The organism is Mesorhizobium sp. ISC15 (assembly GCF_037162615.1).
In the GTDB taxonomy this organism is placed as follows: domain Bacteria; phylum Pseudomonadota; class Alphaproteobacteria; order Rhizobiales; family Rhizobiaceae; genus Mesorhizobium; species Mesorhizobium mediterraneum.
Window position 1 is genome coordinate 5,200,602 of record NZ_JAVSPX010000001.1, and the last position, 18,066, is coordinate 5,218,667.

Here is an 18,066-nt window from a genome sequence, read left to right on the forward strand (position 1 = left end):
TCTTCTCCAGCCTGACCGGCTCCATGCCTTCTGACTGAAGAGGCGGATGCCGTCGCCGATGAGGACGGGCGCGACACGGATGAGGACCTCGTCCACAAGCCTAATTCGGGGCGAGTCGCAGCACCTCAGCGGCATGCGACGAAGCGTTCCAGTTTGCCCAGAGTTTGCAGTCCCAGCTCCACGGCACCGAAGCCCTTCGCCTCCTGGAACTCGGCAGCCGTGCTGAATACCATGCCCAGCGTTACCTTCGTCGCCCCGTCCTGATCCTCGAACGAGGCCCAGGCGTCGGCATGTTTCGGCCCGTTTTCGCCCCAATGCAGCGTATAGCCGATCCTCTCCTCGGGCCGGACCTCGTTATAGAGATGGTGGTTCGGGAAGACCGTGCCGTCACGCGCGATCATGTCGAATACCCATTCGCCGCCCGTTCGCAAGTCGATCCTCTTCGTTCGACAGGAGAAGCCTTCCGGCCCCCACCATTGCGGCAGCGTTTCAGGGTTCATCCACGCGCCCCACACGATGGACCGCGGCGCCTGAATCACCCGCTGCAGTACCATGGCCCGTTCAGCCGCGCCCGCGAGGTTGTCTAGTCCCGCGCCGAAGCCTTCCCGATAGCCTGCCTCCATGTCCTCCGCCAGCGAGGAAAGCTGCACCGTCACGACCAACCGGCTGCGCTCGTCCGCACCTTCGAAATCGGCTGTCACCAGCGCTGCTGATTGCGTCACGCCTTCGGACGAGACCACCTCGTAGTTCACGCTGCACAGCGCCGGCTGCAACGCCAGCCAGCCGCACTCGCAGCGGATGTCCGAATGGCCCTCTATCTTGCAGAGCGAGACCTCGCGTCCACCCACCCTGGTATCGACCTCCAAGAACTCCACGGTGACCGAGGGCGATGGCGCAGCCCAGATCGCCCGCGCGGCCGGAGCCGTCCATGCCTCCCATAGTACGGCCAGTGGCGCGCCCACGTCCCGTTCGAAGGTGAGCGTCGCAAAGCGGCCCTTCCTTTCATCAGGCACCGCATGGGTCGCACTGTTTGTAGCGAGGTTCTGTGTCATTCTGCGCGCTCCTTCATCACATTCATCACAAATGCGTCCAACCGGTCGAGCCGAGCTTCCCAGATGGCCCGCTGTTCATCGAGCCATGTCCGCGCTGGGTCCAGAGCCTCGGGCACGATGGCGCAGGTGCGTATCCGCCCGTCCTTGGAGGTGGAGATCAACCCAGCCTCCTCCAGCACAGAAAGGTGCCGCATCACCGTGGGCAGACGCAGTCCCGTCGGACCAGCCAAATCCGTCACCCGCGCAGGCCTTTCGGCGAGTCGAGTCAGGATCGACCGACGGGTCGGATCGGCCAGAGCGTGGAAGAGCAGCGATAGATCGGGATAATGCTTAGCCATGTCGCTAACTATCGCCCACTTTTCCGGTGGCGCAAGCGAAAACTTCGTCAAGTCGCTAAGTTTTTTTCCCAACGCGCCGAGTTCTCGGAGTAGGCGGCTTCCATTGCCGATTCCGCTGAGAAGTTGCTCGCAGCGATGCGAGCGCAGGCCGATGCCTGCAATCGAAGACAAATTCCTGAAGCCGCCAGTCCGCTTCCCACCAATCTCAGCCGTTCGCGTTTTATGGGTTCACGGACTGGCACCCTGAAAGCGAGAGCCGCGCCGGCGAGCCGGCTCATGAATTCGCATCGAACAGGCTCACGGCGTCGGCGACAATGTCGGCGATCGGGCGCGTCGCATCGAGCGTCACTGCGTTCTCGTCGGCTGCCGGCGCTTCAAGCGTGGCGAACTGGCTGTCGACCAGGCTTGCCGGCATGAAATGGCCCTGGCGGGAGCCGACGCGCTGCTTGGCGGTCGCTGGATCGATTTCCAGATAGAGGAAAACGATATCCTGGCAAAAGCCACGCAGGCGCTCGCGGTAGCTGCGCTTCAGCGCCGAGCAGGCGGCGACGACACCTTGCCCATCGCCGACCGATCCCGCAATGCGCCGGCCGATCGCGTCGAGCCAGCCTTCACGCAATGCGTCGGTCAGCGGCTCACCGCTTGCCATCCGCGCGACGTTTTCCGGCGGATGCAGCCTGTCGCCCTCGACGAAGATGGCGCCCAACGCTGCGGCCAGCGCTTCGCCGACGGCCGACTTGCCACAGCCGGCAACGCCCATCACCACGACGGCCGGTGCGGACCGGACGGGATCCCTCTGCAATTGTGCTGCCTTTTCGTCCACGATGCGGTCAGCGGCTGGCCGGCGCGCGGCCGTAAAGCAGGAGCATGGCGACGATGACGACGCCGTAGATGATCTGCCGCCCCGCCTCAGGCATCTGCATGACCGAAAGGATGGATTGCAAAAGCGTGATCAGGATGACGCCGGCGACGGTGCCGAGATAGGAGCCGCGGCCGCCGAGGATCGAGGTGCCGCCAAGCACGACCGCTGCTATCGACGGCAGAAGATAGGCATCGCCCATCGACTGTGCCGCCTTGGAGGCGTAGCCGGCCAGAAGCACGCCGCCGAAGGCCGAGAGGCCGCCGGACGCGGCGAAGGCGATCAGCACCACGCGCCGCGTGTCGATGCCGGAGAGGTAGGCGGCGCGCTCGCGGTTGCCGATGCCGTAGACCGTGCGGCCGAAGCCGGTGCGGGTCAGCACGAAGACCATCGCAGCACCGATCAGCGCCCAGATGATGACGGCGTTGGGCACGCCGGGAATGGCAAAGCCGGTCGCCAGATAGCGCATCGCCCGGGTCGCCGAATCCTGCGGCGAGAAGCCGCCCGTATAGACCACCATCAGCCCTTGCGCGACGGCGTTGGTGGCGAGCGTGATGATCATCGAGGGAATGCGCAGATAAGCGACACCGATGCCGTTGACGATGCCGATCGCGACACCGCAGAGAATGCCGAACGGGATGGCCAGCGCCACGCCGACCGGACCGTAGGCGGCCGCCGCACAGGCCATCATCGCGCCTGCCGCCACCGACCACGGCACCGACAGGTCGATCTGGCCGAGCAGGATGACCAGCATCATGCCGGTGGCTATGACGCCGAGAAACGAGGCGACCTTGAGCTGCTGCAGCAGATAGTCCGGCGACAGGAAGCTGCGCGAATAAAGACTGCCCACGAACAGCAGCAGCACGATGCAGGCAAAGGCGGTCAGCACCGCCGGATCGGCGCGGCGGATGAATTTCGGCATGCGGCCGGCGATGCCGCCTGTTATCGTTTCGCTCACAGGAACCACTCCAGGCGGTTGCGGACCCTGAACAGGGCGAAGGCGCCGAGGCTGACCGCGATCAGCAGGATGACGCCCTGGAACAGCGGCTGCCACAGCGGATCGAAATCGAAGACGAAGAGCAGGTCGCCGATGGTGCGGAAGGCGAGTGCCCCAAAAATGGCGCCGATGGCACTGCCCTTGCCGCCGAACAGCGAGACGCCGCCAAGCACCACGGCGGCGATCGAGAACAGCGTGTAGGCATTGCCGCTGGCATAGGCCGCCTCGCCCGTATAGGTGAAGAAGGTCAGGAACAGCCCGCCGATCGCGGCCAGCAGGCCGGCCAGCGCATAGGCGGCGAATTTTCCGCGGCGGATCGGCACGCCGGACATGTAGGCCGCCATCTCCGAAGATCCGGCCGCGTAGGCCGCGCGGCCAAGCACCGAGCGGCTGAACGGCACCCAGACCACGAGCACAACGGCCAGCAGCACCACCAGGCTCGCCGGCACCACACCGAACAGCCGCCCGGTCAGCGCGTCGGCGAGATCCTCGTTGACCGAACCGCCCGGGAAGGGTCTCAGCAGCAGCGCGATGCCGAAATAGACCGCACCGGTGGCGATGGTGGTGACGATCGGCTGCAGCCGTCCGTAGATGACGATGGCGCCGTTGATCGCCCCGCACAGCAGCCCTGTGCCGAGCACCGCGACGACGCCGAAGGCGGTCTCGATGCCGGTGCCGATGACCAGCCATGAGGCCAGGCAGTTGGTCAGCAGAAAGATCATGCCGACGGAAAGGTCGATACCGGCTGTGATCACCACCAGCGTCTGCGCCATGGCGACGAAGGCGAGCAGCACGCCCTTGTTCGAGGCCGTCTGCACGACATTGGCGGTAAAGCCCGCCGGATGGTTCGAGGTGTAGATCGTAAACATCACGATGAAGATGCCGAACGCCAGCAGCGTTCCGCGTTGTTCGGCAAGCCAGTAGCGCCAGTCCTTCACTCGTCCGCTCCTCGGGCTGGCGTCTTCGCCATGCCTCTGACAGCCATCTCTTCGCCGTGGATGTTGAGTGCGCTGGCGATCAGCGCCCGCTCGGTGATCTCGGCGCCGACCAGCTCGCGCTTGACCGCCCCGTCATAGAGCACCAGCACCCGGTCGCAGCAGCCGATCAGCTCGTCATAGTCGGTGGAGTAAAACAGGATCGCCGCACCTTGGTCGGCGAGCTTGCGCATCAGCTGATAGAGCTCCTGCTTGGTGCCGACATCGATGCCCCGCGTCGGGTCGTTGAGCAGGATGATGCGCGGCTGCCGCATCAGCCATTTGGCGATGACGACCTTCTGCTGGTTGCCGCCGGACAGCGCGCCGACTGGAATATCGAGGCCTGCCGTCTTGATCGCCAGCAGAGCGACCATGTCGTCGATTAGCCGCTGCTCGGCGGCACGGTCGATGATGCCCGCCCTGGAAAGCCGGTCGAGCGCTGCGAAGGAGAGGTTTTCGCGTACCGTCATCGGCAGCATCAGGCCTTCCGTCTTGCGATCCTCCGGGATCAGCGCCATGCCGATCCGGTCATCGCGCGCCGCGGCCGGGCTGGCGATGGTCGCCGGTCTGCCATCGATCAATATCTGGCCGCTGAGGCCGCGAAGCACGCCGAAGAAGGCGAGCAGCAATTCGCGCTGACCCTGGCCGTCGAGACCGCCGAGACCGACGACCTCGCCTGCCCCGACCGACAGCGAGATATTGTCCAACCGGTCGGTCCAGGACAGTTTTCGCGCCTCCAGCACCGGAGCGGCGGTGGCCGGCGCGCGCACCGGTTTTGGTGGGAAGATGTGGCTGTATTCGCGGCCGATCATCAGCTCGACGACTTCGTTGTCGCTCTTCGTGCCTGCAGCGTAGCTGGCGACATTGCGGCCGTTGCGGAACACCGTGCACTGGTCGGCCAGCTCGGCGATCTCGTTCATCCGATGCGAGATGTAGAGCAGCGCCAGCCCTTCCGAGCGCAGCCGCTTCAAGACGCCGAATATCTTGGCGACGTCGGCCGCGGTGAGCGCCGAGGTAGCCTCGTCGAGGATCAGGATGCGAGGCTTCCTGGCAAGTGCTTTGGCGATCTCGACTATCTGCCTTCTTGAAAGAGGAAGGTCCTTGACCAACGCCAGCGGGTGGATGTCGGCGGCGCCCGCGCGCGCCAGCGCCTCCTCCGCGATGCGGCGCTGCGCCTTGCGGTCGATCATGCCGAAGCGCTTGGGCGGATCGGAAATAACGATGTTATCGGCGACGCTGAGTTCGGGGACGAGCGACAGTTCCTGGAAGATGCAGACGATGCCGGCCTGGTTGGCAGCGGCCGGCGACGCGAAGGTCACCTCGCTTCCGTCCAGCATCATGCGGCCATCGTCAGGCGCGACGACGCCGGCCATGACCTTGATCAGCGTCGATTTGCCGGCGCCGTTTTCGCCGAGGATGGCGTGGATGCTGCCCGACGTGACCGAAAGCTTGGCCTTTTCCAGCGCCCGCACACCGCCATAGCGCTTGGATATGCCCTCCATGCGGAAGAGCGGAACCGCACCGTCCATCGGCCCCTCCCAAGGCGCTTGTTTTTCGGGACCGGCGCCGCGGGATTATCCCGAGGCGCCGAGCGATCACTCTATTGGTTTTCCTTGCTCTGGCCCATGATTTCCTGCGCGGTGAAATTGATGCCGCAGGTCGGGAAGGAATTTCCGACGAAGAAATTGTCGGACTGGTCGGGGAAATAGTCTTGGCCTTCCTTGAAGTTCGGATCCTCGACGATCGCCAGCGGCAGCTTCACCGCTTGCGGGATGACCTGGCCTTCGAGCGCTGCGATCGCCGTCTTGATGGCGACCGCCACCTGGGCGGGCCCGGTTCCGGCCGACGAGCATTTCAGCCCGTCTGCGGCAAACTTGGCGCAGAATTTGCGGAAGCCATTCTCCGTTTCGCCGCCGAACGGCACGAACGGATGCTTGGCATCCATCATCGCCTGGACGATGCCGGTGTCGCCGCCCTGCCCGGTGACGCCGTCGAAGGGACCGTTAGTGGCGATCGCGTCGGCCGAGGCCTTTTGCGCCACGCCATCATCCCATTTGCCGACGACTTCGGTGACCTCCCACTTCTTGCCTGAAGCATCGAGGACCTCGTGGATGCCATTGTGGCGGTCGGTGTCGACCGACGTGCCGGCAACGCCGCGCACCTCGAGGATCTTGCCACCATTGGGAATATGCTTGATCAGCCAGTTGGCCCACAACTCGCCAAGGCCTTTCTGGTCGACATTGACGTTGATGGCGTCCTTGGTGTCGAGAATATTGTCGAAAGCGACCAGCACGACGCCGGCTTCCTTGGCGCGCTTGATAACCGGTCCGAAAGCCGTCGGATTCTGCGCGTTGACGACGATCGCGTCATAGCCGGAATCGATGAAGTTGTTGATCGCCGAAATCTGCGCCGGCACGTCTTCGCCGGTCGAGACGACTTTGAATTCTTTCAGTTTGGCGGCGACCTCCGGCTGCGCCGCATAGGCCTTCGCCGTCTGCACCATCTGGATGCGCCAGGTGTTGGCGATGTAGCCATTGGCGAGCGCAATGCGGTATGGGCCTTCCTTTTTAGGAAATTTGAAGAACTGCGTATCGGCGGCCCATGGCGCAAAGCAGTCCGGCTCGGCGGACGGGCCCGTGACGATTTCGGGTTCGGCGAGCGCCGACGAGCTCAGCATGACGAATGCAGTGGCGGCAACGATGCCACCAACGAGTGACTTGATCATCGATATTCCTCCCAGTTGCAGTTTCTGATTGTTCTTACGCGTCTCGCGCGTTTGGCCCGGCACCTCCCGCCTTGCCCGTCGCGCTTTTTCAGGTGGCCGAATGCCGACCCGATCTCCTCCCTTGCCGCTCGGCAACCGAAGTAAAAACTATCATATTATATATAATAAACAAGTTGAGCTGTCGCTTATATATAATAAACAGACTTTGGCCCTTGCCGCGAGTTTTACCCAAGCATGGATGGTAGCGCTACCATGACGTAGTGTAAAGTAGCATTTCGCGATGCCTTGCAAAGTGCTTTCAGCGGGCCGTGCTCTCGCGGCGCTTGAGCTCGAAGCCGAGGTCGACGACCGGCTCTTGCGGCCGTTTGCCTGCAATCGCCGCGAGCGCCATGGCGACCGACCGCCGGCCGATCTCGTAGCGAGGCGTCCGGATGCTGGTGACCGATGGAAAAGCCACTTCCATCATGTCGAGATCGTTGAAGCCTGTGATGCCGATCGTCTTCGGCACCGCGATCGAGGCGCGATGGCACTCGAACAGCACGCCGAGCGCGATATCGTCATTGTTGCAGAAAACCGCGTCGAGCGTCGGCACCTTGGCCAACGCGTCGCGAAACAGTTCGCGCCCGAGCGTCACGCTGGACGGCACCGGCGTGGTGGTGACCAGCCGCGCGTCGAACAAACCGGCCGCCTCCATCGCCGCGCGATAGCCGGCCAGACGCCGCTGCGAGCGCGGGTCCATGCGCGCGCCGATGAAGCCGATGCGGCGATAGCCCATTTCGATCATGTGCTCCGTCGCCGCCTTGCCGCCGTCGAAATGCGAGAAGCCGACCATCATGTCGACCGGATCAGGGCCGGTCTCCATGACCTGCACCACCGGGCAGCCCGCCGTCTCGAGCAGTCTTCGCGAAATTGGCGTCTGGTCGATGCCCGCCACGATCAGCGCCGCGGGGCGCTGCGGGCCGAAAACCTGCAGCAGCCGTTCCTCCTCGAGGCCGGAATAATGGGTGTTGCCGAGCTGGATGCGGTAGGAGCTGTCGGACAGGCTGTCATAGATGCCGCGCAGCACTTCGGCAAAGACGCTGTTGGTGAGCGACGGCACCAGCACGCCAAAGACTTCGGCGCGCGCCGAAGCCAGCGCTCGCGCATTCGGGTCGGGCAAATAGCCGAGCTCATCGACGGCCGCCTGGATCTGGCGGCGCAAATCTTCCGAGACACGCTCCGGCTCACGCAGGGCGCGCGATACAGTGATGGCGCCGACACCGGCCTTGCGCGCGACGTCGGCGATGGTCGGACGGCCGCCGCCGCGGCGCGAGCGCGGTTTGGTCACAGCCTTGCCCCGAACGTCGCACCTTCGCCGAAGCGCGGCCGCGAAATGCTATTCAGCGTCTTTGCCACTGTCGCCATGCCAACCCATGCTTGCCAGAGATTATGGCTGCCGCCTGGCGTCGCGCAGCCTTACCCCATTGTCAAGCGAACGGGCCAGGACTGCTGATCGAACTCGCGTAGGTCTCAGTTTGAATTTCGGCTGTGGGTGGATTTGCAGGTGTCTTCTCGTCCATCGCCTCTATGCCGTGCGTCGTCTGCTGCTGCGCCACCTGTCGGCATAGGGCAACGCGAACAAGTACAGACCGCTGAGCATGAGCAAGGCGAGCGGGATCAGCGGCATCAGGTATACCCAGTAGGCGGGCTCCACACCTACGCCCAACGTGATGAAGATGGCGGCGACGACCGCCGTAAAAATGATCGACAGCCAGCGGTGGAATTGCCGAATCCAGTTCATGAGGACCTCCCCTGAAGACGAGCCGAAGCGGATCGGGCGACCCGCTTGGCCTTGCAACCTTGTTTGATTTGATGGACGTCTCGTTGGCCATTGCGTTCTTCGCAGATGCCTGTTGGTGCCGGCGCGCCTCACTCTATCCGCGCCAGGACCTGCTCCAGGTTCGCAAAGAACCGCTGCCAGCCGTATTTTGCGCCCTGGTAGTACTGTTGCTGATCCGGCCGGAAACCCATCTGCTCCATGCGCAGATGGGTCCCTGTGCTCGTAGGGGTGAGCGTCCACGTGACGACACTTTTGAGATCCTTGGTATCCCAGCTGTAGGACAGCGACTTGTTGGGCTCGACTGCCTGGACCTGACAGTCGACCGCCCCCCAGTCCGCGCTAAGATTGAAACGGTGACCCTCATCTGGCTTGAAATCGTTCTTCATCAGCCACTCCTCGATCAGGTGCGATTGCGTGAGCGCGCGCCAAATCTTTTCCGGCGGAAAAGCGACCTCCCGTTCGACAACGACGGAGCGCGTTTCGGTCGCAGTATTGGTCATTGGTCCATCCTTTTGAGCAGATCCTCGAGGTCGTCGAACCGGCTTTTCCAGAACCCGGTCATTTGGTTTGTCCAGTCGATCAGCGGGGCCAAGGCGCTGAGCTCCGCGCTATAGTGCGTGTTGCGGCCTTCGTGGCGGTCGCGCACCAGCCCGGCCTGCTTCAGCACCCCAAGATGCTTTGACACGGCCGGTTGCGAGACCCCGGCCCGAGCCGTCAGGGCCACGACCGTCTGGTCTCCATCGCGACACAGCCGCTCGAAGATGGCCCGTCGCGTCGGATCGGCAAGCGTTCTGAAAAGGATTTCGTGGGGCTGCGGCATCGCGATCGATAACTCATTGGCTATTGATGAACCAATAACCGACGAGATATGTGTAAGTCAAGCAGGAACGTGGACCGGCAGCAGCGTCACAGGAGCCGCCGGCCATGTCTTGCTACCACCGATTGCGGACTGCTATCGATTAATCAGCAAGCTTCCACTCGGGGTAGCATCAGGTCGTAGCGGGAACGGCAGGTTTGGGAAGCTCCATGAAGGTCGATGGCGCAACCCAAGCCGGCCAAAGCATCTGGCCTCCGTACAGTCTCCGAGCGTTCTACCTCGCCGTTGAGTGGACGGCAGTCCTCCACTGAACGATTTTATGCGCGCTGCTTCCACCATTTGAGCACCCGCATTGCACGGAGGGTCACCCACTTGGACGGCTTGCCCGGGCCGGCGTCGACCTCGAACCATACCTGCCCTTTAGGAGTCCAGTCGAGGGGCCAAGTGCCATCTGCCAGGCACTTGGAGCGGAGGCGGGCGATGGCGTCGGCAAGCGGCGGATCAGGTTCGGCACCAGTAAGCATGGACGCGGAACGGAAATAGTCCAGCGCACGCAGTATGTCGTAATGCCAGCGGTTGGGGTGATGGAGACACAGAAACTGATCGTCCGCAGGGTTTCCCGAGCTTAGACGTCGGAAGAGGCTACGCTCCAAAAGGAACGACTCTCCAGATTGGCGAGCTTCTCTGGATTCGGATGTGCCGCCGGTCGCCTTCTCATACTCCAACAGCCCTTCCAGCACATTGATCGTGGTGTGGAACGACGAGCGGATCGAACCATTGGCCCTCTCGCAATTCCAACCGCCGTCATCGAGACGCTCGCCAAGCAGCCGAACAACAATGGATGAAATATCGGCTCCAAAATATGCACCATCAGCAACAGTTCGCCCGTTGATGCACTCTTCAACTTCCCCCTCCCAATAGGGCTGGCCACCCTCATCCCAGCGCGAGTTGAGGCCAACCAGCTCGACGATCCGCTTCGCACGATCCGACGATGGGTCGAAACCAAACTCGCGAAGCTGCGAGAGCGAGAAGGTTGTTGCCGTCCAAGGCTGGCCGAACTTTTCCCAGTCTTGAGGTTTGAAACCGCGCGGGACAAAAGAGCCTGCCGCCCATTGCCCGTCCTCATCTTGGCAAGCCAGAAGCTTGGCTCCCCAGCCAATGGTTTCGATCTTGGCCCGTTCAGCCGCCCACTCCGGTACCGGAGTATCGAGGAGGTCGCGCATCACCTGCCAGCGGATCGCTGGGTCGGAATCGAGAAGCCAAGCAATCACATCGCCTGCGGCAGTCATCTGAGCCGTCCAGTTGCCAACTTAAAATCAACATTACAGCGTGCATCGCTAGTAGGCACAGCCGACGTCTGCAATGGTGGGCGAAATTCGAACTGAGACACCAACCCAAACTCGCGATCCGTTGCTAAATGACGGCAGATATGCTAGATATTTGGGCATGGTGCTGATTTGCGCCAGCAACCCGTCCTTGAGGCGGGTTTTTTTGTATGCCTTGCTCGCCGGCTCTGCCTTCGCCAGGCGCGGCAAGTCTCGGGTCCGTTCTCCGCTTCAGGCCATCGCGGCGGCGCTGCGCCGCGCCTTCCACAACAGCAGCACCATGGCCACTATGTTCAGCAGGTTCCAGGCAATGCCGTTGAGGAACGCGGCGGCATAGGAACCGGTCAGATCGTAAATCCAGCCCGACATCCAGCCGCCGATCGCCATGCCGAAGATCGTCGCCATGATGACGATGCCTACGCGCTGGCCGGCCTCTCGGGCCGGCATGTATTCCCGCACGATGATGGCATAGCAAGGCACGATTCCGCCTTGCGACAGGCCGAAGACCAGCGAGACGACGTAAAGCGAGGCGAGCCCGTCGAAGGGGATGTAGAGCAACAGCGACAAGGCTTGCAGCACCGAGCCGATCAGCAGGGTTTTCACGCCGCCGATGCGATCGGCAAGGAAGCCGGACGCCAGCCGGCTGACGACGCCCGCCGCCATCATGATCGAGAGCATGTCGGCGCCCCGCGCAACGCCATAGCCGAGGTCCATGCAATAGGCGACGATATGGACCTGAGGCATCGACATCGCCACGCAGCAGCTAAGGCCGGCGACGACGAGCAGCACCTGCAGGGCTGCCGGCGACAGCGATATCGGCTGGACGGACCGGCTGCCGGGTGAACCGGAAATGGCGGCGCGTGGTGCGCCGCGCCTGAGCAGCAGGATCAGCGGCACCATGGTCGCGAGGCAGAAGACGCCGATCGCGGCATAGGTGAAACGCCAGCCTTCGCTCTGCATGATATAGGGCATCACCATCGGCCAGATCGCACCGGCGAGATAGCTGCCGGCAGCGGCAGCCGACACCGCGACGCCGCGTCGGCGGTTGAACCAGTGCGAGATGTCGGCGATCAACGGCCCGAAGATCGCCGAGGTGCCGACGCCGATCAAAAGCCCCTGGACAAGGGTGAACTGCAGCACCGAGGTGGTCAGCGACGCCAGCAGGAAACCGGCACCGAGCGCCACCGAGGCAATGAGCGCCGGTATCCAGTAGCACATGCGGTCGATGGCGCGACCGATCGCAACATTGCCGACGGCGAAGCCGACCATGGTCGCGGTATAGGGCATCGACGCGGCGGCGCGATCGACGCCGAATTCCGCCTGCATGGCGGGCAGGACCACGACCACCGCCCACATGCCGACACCGCCGATCGTCGACAGCAGCATCGAGATGCCGAGCCGCATCCAGGCATAGGCGCTGTCGATGCCGGGGCTGCTTGCCTGGCTAGAGACGGTTGTGATCAAGGCGTTTCCTGTCCGCGGTTCTGCAAAATCGACCGGTTCAACACCACTATCGGCACATTCGTGGCGCCGTGCAGCGCCACATCACGCAATCCGTGGCTCCAGGGATTTAAGCTGAAATGGAACAGTGGCCGCCGTCCCGGAGTTTTCCATTAACTCACCGATGGAAGGAGGTTGTCATGACCGCGAAAAGGAAATGGTCGGCCGAGGTGAACGAGCACAGCGATGCGCTGGACCTTGAGGAACATGTCTTCGAATCCCACGACCCCAAGAAGATCGCGGCCTCGCTCAAGCGATCGGCCGAGCACAGCGATCGGCGCAAGGCCGAGCCGTTCCAGTCCGCCATGTCGATGCTGAATTTCTACATCAACCGTGCCGGCAAGAACCTGCCGGCCAAGCAGAAGAAAGTGCTGGAGGACGCCAAGGACGAACTGCGCGCAGCGTTTGGACGCCCGAGAGAAGACTAAGGCGCCGGCAGGAAACTTCGCGGGCGCGACATCCGACACGCTTTGTCAGCGCGACTTGATGACGCCGTCGGTGTTGGCCAACAGCTTGCGGACCGCGTTGCGCGCCGCATCCGGCCGCTGCAGGCGGATGCTCTTCTCGATCGCCTCGTGCAGCTTCTGCGCATGCTGCAAATCGTCCAGCTCCCGCGTCGTATAGGCGAACAGATGATCGAAAGCCGATTCGATCAGAACGCCGAGCGGCACCAGGAGATCGTTGCCCGAGGCACGCAGGATGGCCAGATGAAAACGCGTATCGGCGCGGGTGCGCTCCTGCAGCGTCGTCGCCTCCCCCATCTCCCGGCAGGCCTGGCTGATCTCAGCCATCTGCTCGTCCGTGCGCCGCATCGCGGCAAAGGCGGTCGCTTCCGGCTCGATGATGTGGCGGAACTCCTGCACCGTTTTCAGGAACACCTCGCGGTCGGGCGATGTCGCGTACCAGGCGAGCACGTCGCGATCGAGCAGGTTCCAGCGCTCTTTCGGCTCGACCCAGCTGCCGATCTTGGGGCGCGAGGCCAGCAGGCTCTTGGCCATCAGCATCTTGATCGCTTCGCGCACCGCCGAGCGGCTGACGTCGAAGGTCTCCGACCACTTGGCTTCGTTGGGCAGGATGGTTCCCGGCGGATAGTCGCCGCGCACGATCCTCAGACCAATCTCATTGGCCAGCGACGCATGCACGCTCGATCCAGGCATGCGCGCCGCATCCGCACGGCGAACGGCGGTCGGGCGCTCGGCGGACGCCGCCTTGGCCGGTGTTTTTCCCTTATTCGGCTTGCCGTCCCGCATGTGCTCACAAAGTCCGGATTCCGAAGACTGTCAAGCACGGGAAAGACCCCGGGTTGGAAACCCGGCCGCCGTGCACAGATCAGCCAGGATCGACGCCCTGTCAGGCCGTCTTGACGTATTTCCGCCAGCTATGCTCAGGACGAAACCCGAGCACGTCCCGCGCTTTGCGGTTGGAGAGCAGCGTCTCGTATTCGCCAAGTTCGCCCTTAACCGGCACGTCAGGATAAAACCGCCTCAGCAGTTCGGCCGTCGGCAGGTCGGACGAAGTGTCGTCGTTGGCGGCGTTGAACACCTGATAGCCGAGCCCGTCCTTCTCGATAGCGCGCAACGTGATCTGGCCGAGATCGCGCGCGTCGATGTAGCTCCAGGCGATCCGCTTGCGGAAACCCGGATCGGCGAACCATTTCGGAAACAGCGAATATTCGTGCGGTTCGATGACGTTGCCGATGCGCAGAGCGTAGATGTCGATGCCGCTGCGCAGCGCGAAGGCACGCGCCGTCTTCTCGTTGACGATCTTGGACAGCGCATAGCTGTCCATCGGATCGACATCATAGTCCTCGTCGAGCGGGAAATGCGTCGGGTCGCGCGGCTCGTTGGCAAAGACCAGCCCATAGGTCGTCTCGCTGGAGGCGATCACCACCTTACGGATGCCGAGCTTCACCGCCGCCTCGATGACATTGTAGGTGCCGAGCGCGTTGATGCGGAACACCTCGTTGTCGGGCGTGATCATGATGCGCGGGATCGCCGCGAAATGCACCACGGCATCGACCGGCTGCGCGCGCAGCGACGGGTCGAACTCGTGCAGGCCCATATAGCTGGACAGTGCATTGAACACCTGCCCGCTGTCGGTGATATCGGTGATCAGCGTGCGCACCTTGGGATTGTCGAGCGGCTTGGTATCGATGTTGAGCACCTGGCAGCCCTGCTCGACCAGATACTGCACGACATGACGCCCGGCCTTGCCGCTGCCGCCGGTGAACATGATCCGCTTGGTCATTTTGCTCTCCACATTCCGTAGGATTCATGTGTATTGTCAGACAATATGGCATTCCGCAATCGCCTGCCAACCGTCTGCGGCAAAAACCCGCTTCAACAATTCGCCTGCCAAAGCGCAGCGCCGTCATCGACATCAGCAACACAGGACGACACGACATGAACACGACTGCCGCGAGCGAAAAGATCGGCTTCATCGGACTTGGCTTGATGGGCCACGGGATCGCGAAGAACATCGTCGACAAAGCCTATCCCCTGACGTTTCTCGGCCGCAAAAACCGCGCTCCGGCGGAAGACCTGCTCGGCCGTGGCGCAAAGGAAGCGGCGACCTCGCGCGATGTCGCAGCGGCATCCGATATCGTCTTCATCTGCGTCACCGGCTCGCGCGAGGTCGAAGCCATCATCCGCGGACCCGGCGGCCTCAAGGAGGGCCTGAAAAAGGGCTCGGTGGTCGTCGATTGCTCCACCTCGGATCCGACCTCGACCGTAGCGCTTGCCGCCCAACTCAAGGCGCTCGGCGTCGACTATGTCGATGCCCCGCTCAGCCGCACGCCGAAGGAGGCGTGGGAGGGCACGCTCGACGCCATGGTCGGTGCGTCCGACGCGGTCTTTGCCCGGCTGAAGCCGGTGCTCGACACCTGGGCCGGGCGCATCGTTCATATCGGCGACACCGGCGACGGCCACCGCATGAAGCTGCTCAACAATTTCATCTCGCTGGGCTATGCGGCGATCTATTCCGAGGCGCTGGCGCTGGCGCAGAAGGTCGGCATCTCGCCGCCGCGCTTCGACAGCGTCATCCGCAACGGCCGCATGGATTGCGGCTTCTACCAGACCTTCATGCGCTGGACGCTCGAAGGCGACCGCGACGCGCACAAATTCACCATCGCCAACGCCTTCAAGGACCTCACCTATCTCGAATCGATGGCGGGTGCTGCCGGCATCGCCAACCCGCTCGGCAATGCCACGAAGAACGCCTTCGCCGGCGCCTTCGCCGCCGGGCCCGCCGATCAATATGTGCCGATGCTGGCAACGCATATCGGCAAGATCAACGGCGTCGACCTGACACCGAGCAAGGACGGCAAGTAGTAGAAGATTTGAGGTGACCGACCTTAGTGTTTGGTCAAGGCTGGCGCTGCCCCCTCGGCTGCCTGCCGGGCACCCTCATTCCGGAGTAGGCGCGGTCGGCGAAGCGGCCGATCTCCCCCGCAAGGGGGGGGAGATTGGACGTCACTTCGGCTTTCGCCAATCGCCAACGTAAGGCAGGGGCAGACGGCGCCAGCCTTGCTGGATGAATTACCGCCGTGACCGTCCGATAACGTCGTCAGTGTTGGCGAGCAGTCTGTGCACTGCCGTGCGGGCTGCAGCCGGCCGCTGGAGACGGATGTTCTTCTCGATGGCCTCATGCAGCGCCTGCGCCCGAGGCTGGTCGCTGGTTTCGCGCGTGACGAAAACGAAGAGGTGGTCGAGCGCCGATTCGATCAGCACGCCGAGCGGCACCAGGAGATCGTTGCCCGAGGCACGCAGGATGGCCAGATGAAAACGGGTATCCGCGCGGGTGCGTTCCGGCAGCGTCGCCGCCTCCCCCATCTCCCGGCAGGCCTGGCTGATCTCGGCCATCTGTTCGTCGCTACGCCGGATCGCGGCAAAGGCGCTGGCTTCCGGCTCGATGATGTGACGAAACTCCTGCACCGTGCGCAGGAACATTTCGCGATCGGGCGCCGTCGCGTACCAGGCGAGCACGTCGCGATCGAGCAGGTTCCAGCGCTCTTTCGGCTCGACCCAACTGCCGATCTTGGGGCGCGAGGCCAGCAGGCTCTTGGCCATCAGCATCTTGATCGCCTCGCGCACCGCCGAGCGGCTGACGTCGAAGGTCTCCGACCATTTAGCTTCGTTGGGCAGGATGGTTCCCGGCGGATAGTCGCCGCGCACGATCCGAAGACCGATCTCGTTGGCCAGCGACGCATGCACGCTCGATCCGGGGATCAGCGCCGCGTCGGCACGGCGAGCGCCGACCGGACGGGCGGCCCGTGCCTTGATCTTGGCCCGTTCCTTGACCGTGGTAAGTCGCTTTTTCGGTCTTGCGTCCGGCATCCACGTTCCCCCGGTGCAGGCTGAACTCAAGGCGCGGCAAAGCAGGAGCGGTTCGCCCCGGCAATGTCGCCTCGCACGTTTCATGAACCGGCGTGACGGGGCGCCCGTCGATCGGACGCCCCGAAAACTGCGAACCTACTTCTGGATGCAGGTGTCGACCGTATCTTTGGTGCACTCGTCGAGACCGGTGAAGACCGGATCGGCGACGGGCTTGCCTTCGACCAGGTCGATCATCACCGAGGGCGCCTTGTAGCCCATCTCGAACGGCCGTTGGCCGACCAGCGCGGTCACCAGACCCTCCTTGGCAATGGCCACTTCATCACCGATCGTATCGGCGGCGCCGATGACGAACTCGTTCTTGGCGATCTTGTCGGCCATCGGCTTGAACAGGTCGCGATAGGGCTGCGGCGCGCCGAACAGCGGCCAGCCGCCCATGATGCCGAAGGCGTCGAGATCGGGATTGGCGGCGAGGATATCGGTCATCGCCTGCACGCCCTTGGCGCCGTCGTCATTGGTGAACACCGGGCAGCCGGCAACTTCGGTCCAGCCGCCCTCGCCGGCGAGCGCCGGGAGATCCTTCTGGCCTGTAAGCGCGTCGCGCATGCCTTGGGCGCGGCGCAGGATGTTGTCGGCCGCCGGATTGCCTTGGATGGTGCAGATCTTGCCGCCATCCGGCTTGCCCTTCTTGATGTACTCGCCGATCTTGTATCCCATCAGGTAGTTGTCGGTGCCGAGATAGGTCTTGCGCAGCCCCGCATCTTCCTTGCTGAGGTCGGCGTCGAGCGTCATGATCGGGATCGACGGATTGGCGCTTTTGATCGTCTGCGCGATCAGCGGCGCGTTGGACGGCGAAATGGCCATCGCCACTGTATCGGGCTTGCTCAGCATGTCCTGAACGATCTGGGCTTCGCCGGCCTCGTCCGAGGTCGATGCCGGGCCGGTGTAGAAGCACTCATACTCCGAGCTGGCATTTTCCTTGTTCCATTTCTGGCAACCCTGGTTGATGGCCTCGAAGAACGGATTGTCGAGCCCCTTCACCACGATGACGAGCTGTTTCTTGGCCAAAGCCGGCCCGGCACCCAACGCCATGACGGCGACGGCGGCGAGCAATAGTGATTTCCTCATGTCAGTCCTCCCTTGAAACAGACGGACACGGCGTGCCCGCCACACAGACCAGCCCGGATCAAGCGATGACAGAGGTTCGTTTCGCGAGCGCTCGTGTCGCCAAGCCGGGCCGATAAGCATTTCCAGATGCGGTAGCAGACCAGCGCGATACGGACGCTGCCAGATCCTCGACCGATAAACCTCCGCCTACTCCGCCCGGCG

General features: G+C 63.2%; 19 protein-coding genes. 2 read left to right on the forward strand and 17 right to left on the reverse strand.

Translation table 11 applies throughout. The annotated features are described in order from the left end of the window. Positions 1-125: 125 nt before the first annotated feature. The 13 genes from RPG13_RS24940 to RPG13_RS25000 all read right to left on the reverse strand — a co-directional run bounded on the left by RPG13_RS24940 (position 126) and on the right by RPG13_RS25000 (position 12,310). Complete coding sequence (locus RPG13_RS24940) at positions 126-1,052, reverse strand: SRPBCC family protein (protein ID WP_127205344.1); 927 nt, start codon at positions 1,050-1,052, stop codon at positions 126-128. Continuing rightward, positions 1,049-1,390: an ArsR/SmtB family transcription factor gene (locus RPG13_RS24945; protein ID WP_095482948.1), complete on the reverse strand. Its 342-nt coding sequence runs from the start codon at positions 1,388-1,390 to the stop codon at positions 1,049-1,051. Before RPG13_RS24945 ends, RPG13_RS24940 begins: the two co-directional genes overlap by 4 nt. A gap of 274 nt (positions 1,391-1,664) precedes the next feature. Further along, entirely contained in the window at positions 1,665-2,213 is a 549-nt protein-coding gene (locus RPG13_RS24950; RefSeq protein ID WP_442921353.1) for a gluconokinase, read from the reverse strand. Positions 2,214-2,220: 7 nt separating this feature from the next. Beyond that, positions 2,221-3,207, reverse strand: a complete 987-nt coding sequence (locus tag RPG13_RS24955; RefSeq protein ID WP_337126258.1) for an ABC transporter permease — start codon at positions 3,205-3,207, stop codon at positions 2,221-2,223. After that, the gene (locus tag RPG13_RS24960; protein ID WP_127293490.1) at positions 3,204-4,184 is read right to left on the reverse strand and encodes an ABC transporter permease; all 981 of its coding nucleotides are present in this window, start codon (positions 4,182-4,184) and stop codon (positions 3,204-3,206) included. The genes RPG13_RS24955 and RPG13_RS24960 overlap by 4 nt, the downstream gene beginning before the upstream one ends. Beyond that, positions 4,181-5,749 carry a sugar ABC transporter ATP-binding protein gene (locus RPG13_RS24965; protein WP_337126259.1) on the reverse strand — a complete coding sequence of 523 codons (1,569 nt, stop codon included), beginning with the start codon at positions 5,747-5,749 and terminating at the stop codon, positions 4,181-4,183. Before RPG13_RS24965 ends, RPG13_RS24960 begins: the two co-directional genes overlap by 4 nt. A 71-nt stretch (positions 5,750-5,820) precedes the next feature. Then, on the reverse strand, positions 5,821-6,945 hold the full coding sequence (locus RPG13_RS24970; protein ID WP_095482929.1) for a sugar ABC transporter substrate-binding protein: 1,125 nt from the start codon (positions 6,943-6,945) through the stop codon (positions 5,821-5,823). Between the two features lie 298 nt (positions 6,946-7,243). Then, a complete protein-coding gene (locus RPG13_RS24975) occupies positions 7,244-8,272 on the reverse strand; it encodes a LacI family DNA-binding transcriptional regulator (protein WP_126105826.1) in 1,029 nt (342 codons plus the stop codon). A gap of 237 nt (positions 8,273-8,509) precedes the next feature. Continuing rightward, a complete protein-coding gene (locus RPG13_RS24980; RefSeq protein ID WP_095482931.1) occupies positions 8,510-8,725 on the reverse strand; it encodes a hypothetical protein in 216 nt (71 codons plus the stop codon). 128 nt (positions 8,726-8,853) lie between these two features. Continuing rightward, positions 8,854-9,264 (reverse strand): SRPBCC family protein, encoded by a 411-nt coding sequence (locus tag RPG13_RS24985; RefSeq protein WP_095482932.1) that lies wholly within the window; start codon positions 9,262-9,264, stop codon positions 8,854-8,856. Further along, positions 9,261-9,584 carry an ArsR/SmtB family transcription factor gene (locus tag RPG13_RS24990; protein ID WP_128243215.1) on the reverse strand — a complete coding sequence of 108 codons (324 nt, stop codon included), beginning with the start codon at positions 9,582-9,584 and terminating at the stop codon, positions 9,261-9,263. The genes RPG13_RS24985 and RPG13_RS24990 overlap by 4 nt, the downstream gene beginning before the upstream one ends. Before the next feature lie 314 nt (positions 9,585-9,898). Beyond that, entirely contained in the window at positions 9,899-10,870 is a 972-nt protein-coding gene (locus RPG13_RS24995) for a squalene cyclase (RefSeq protein ID WP_127205348.1), read from the reverse strand. A 267-nt stretch (positions 10,871-11,137) separates the two neighbouring features. Further along, positions 11,138-12,310 (reverse strand): MFS transporter, encoded by a 1,173-nt coding sequence (locus tag RPG13_RS25000; protein WP_337127051.1) that lies wholly within the window; start codon positions 12,308-12,310, stop codon positions 11,138-11,140. A gap of 236 nt (positions 12,311-12,546) precedes the next feature. On the opposite strand from RPG13_RS25000, the gene RPG13_RS25005 reads away from it, so the two are divergent. Then, a complete protein-coding gene (locus RPG13_RS25005) occupies positions 12,547-12,834 on the forward strand; it encodes a DUF3175 domain-containing protein (protein ID WP_095482934.1) in 288 nt (95 codons plus the stop codon). A 45-nt stretch (positions 12,835-12,879) separates the two neighbouring features. Here RPG13_RS25005 and RPG13_RS25010 read toward each other — a convergent pair whose 3' ends face one another. Further along, entirely contained in the window at positions 12,880-13,656 is a 777-nt protein-coding gene (locus RPG13_RS25010) for a FadR/GntR family transcriptional regulator (RefSeq protein WP_127293480.1), read from the reverse strand. A 100-nt stretch (positions 13,657-13,756) separates the two neighbouring features. Continuing rightward, complete coding sequence (locus tag RPG13_RS25015) at positions 13,757-14,653, reverse strand: NAD-dependent epimerase/dehydratase family protein (protein ID WP_095482936.1); 897 nt, start codon at positions 14,651-14,653, stop codon at positions 13,757-13,759. 155 nt (positions 14,654-14,808) lie between these two features. On the opposite strand from RPG13_RS25015, the gene RPG13_RS25020 reads away from it, so the two are divergent. Then, positions 14,809-15,735, forward strand: coding sequence for an NAD(P)-dependent oxidoreductase (locus RPG13_RS25020; RefSeq protein WP_127293478.1), 927 nt, complete (start codon positions 14,809-14,811; stop codon positions 15,733-15,735). A 207-nt stretch (positions 15,736-15,942) separates the two neighbouring features. Here RPG13_RS25020 and RPG13_RS25025 read toward each other — a convergent pair whose 3' ends face one another. Together RPG13_RS25025 and RPG13_RS25030 are read right to left on the reverse strand one after the other, a co-directional pair. Then, complete coding sequence (locus tag RPG13_RS25025; RefSeq protein ID WP_095482938.1) at positions 15,943-16,740, reverse strand: FadR/GntR family transcriptional regulator; 798 nt, start codon at positions 16,738-16,740, stop codon at positions 15,943-15,945. A 135-nt stretch (positions 16,741-16,875) separates the two neighbouring features. After that, complete coding sequence (locus RPG13_RS25030; protein ID WP_095482939.1) at positions 16,876-17,865, reverse strand: sugar-binding protein; 990 nt, start codon at positions 17,863-17,865, stop codon at positions 16,876-16,878. Positions 17,866-18,066 lie beyond the last annotated feature (201 nt).

Bases quoted from the DNA above. Each gene is read 5' to 3' on its own strand.
- RPG13_RS24995 (WP_127205348.1), bottom strand. From the start codon at position 10,870: ATGACTGCCGCAGGCGATGTGATTGCTTGGCTTCTCGATTCCGACCCA.
- RPG13_RS24940 (WP_127205344.1), bottom strand. From the start codon at position 1,052: ATGACACAGAACCTCGCTACAAACAGTGCGACCCATGCGGTGCCTGAT.
- RPG13_RS25005 (WP_095482934.1), top strand. From the start codon at position 12,547: ATGACCGCGAAAAGGAAATGGTCGGCCGAGGTGAACGAGCACAGCGAT.
- RPG13_RS25015 (WP_095482936.1), bottom strand. From the start codon at position 14,653: ATGACCAAGCGGATCATGTTCACCGGCGGCAGCGGCAAGGCCGGGCGT.
- RPG13_RS25020 (WP_127293478.1), top strand. From the start codon at position 14,809: ATGAACACGACTGCCGCGAGCGAAAAGATCGGCTTCATCGGACTTGGC.
- RPG13_RS24945 (WP_095482948.1), bottom strand. From the start codon at position 1,390: ATGGCTAAGCATTATCCCGATCTATCGCTGCTCTTCCACGCTCTGGCC.
- RPG13_RS25030 (WP_095482939.1), bottom strand. From the start codon at position 17,865: ATGAGGAAATCACTATTGCTCGCCGCCGTCGCCGTCATGGCGTTGGGT.
- RPG13_RS25010 (WP_127293480.1), bottom strand. From the start codon at position 13,656: ATGCGGGACGGCAAGCCGAATAAGGGAAAAACACCGGCCAAGGCGGCG.
- RPG13_RS24965 (WP_337126259.1), bottom strand. From the start codon at position 5,749: ATGGACGGTGCGGTTCCGCTCTTCCGCATGGAGGGCATATCCAAGCGC.
- RPG13_RS24970 (WP_095482929.1), bottom strand. From the start codon at position 6,945: ATGATCAAGTCACTCGTTGGTGGCATCGTTGCCGCCACTGCATTCGTC.
- RPG13_RS24985 (WP_095482932.1), bottom strand. From the start codon at position 9,264: ATGACCAATACTGCGACCGAAACGCGCTCCGTCGTTGTCGAACGGGAG.
- RPG13_RS24980 (WP_095482931.1), bottom strand. From the start codon at position 8,725: ATGAACTGGATTCGGCAATTCCACCGCTGGCTGTCGATCATTTTTACG.
- RPG13_RS24990 (WP_128243215.1), bottom strand. From the start codon at position 9,584: ATGCCGCAGCCCCACGAAATCCTTTTCAGAACGCTTGCCGATCCGACG.
- RPG13_RS25025 (WP_095482938.1), bottom strand. From the start codon at position 16,740: ATGCCGGACGCAAGACCGAAAAAGCGACTTACCACGGTCAAGGAACGG.
- RPG13_RS25000 (WP_337127051.1), bottom strand. From the start codon at position 12,310: ATGCGGCTCGGCATCTCGATGCTGCTGTCGACGATCGGCGGTGTCGGC.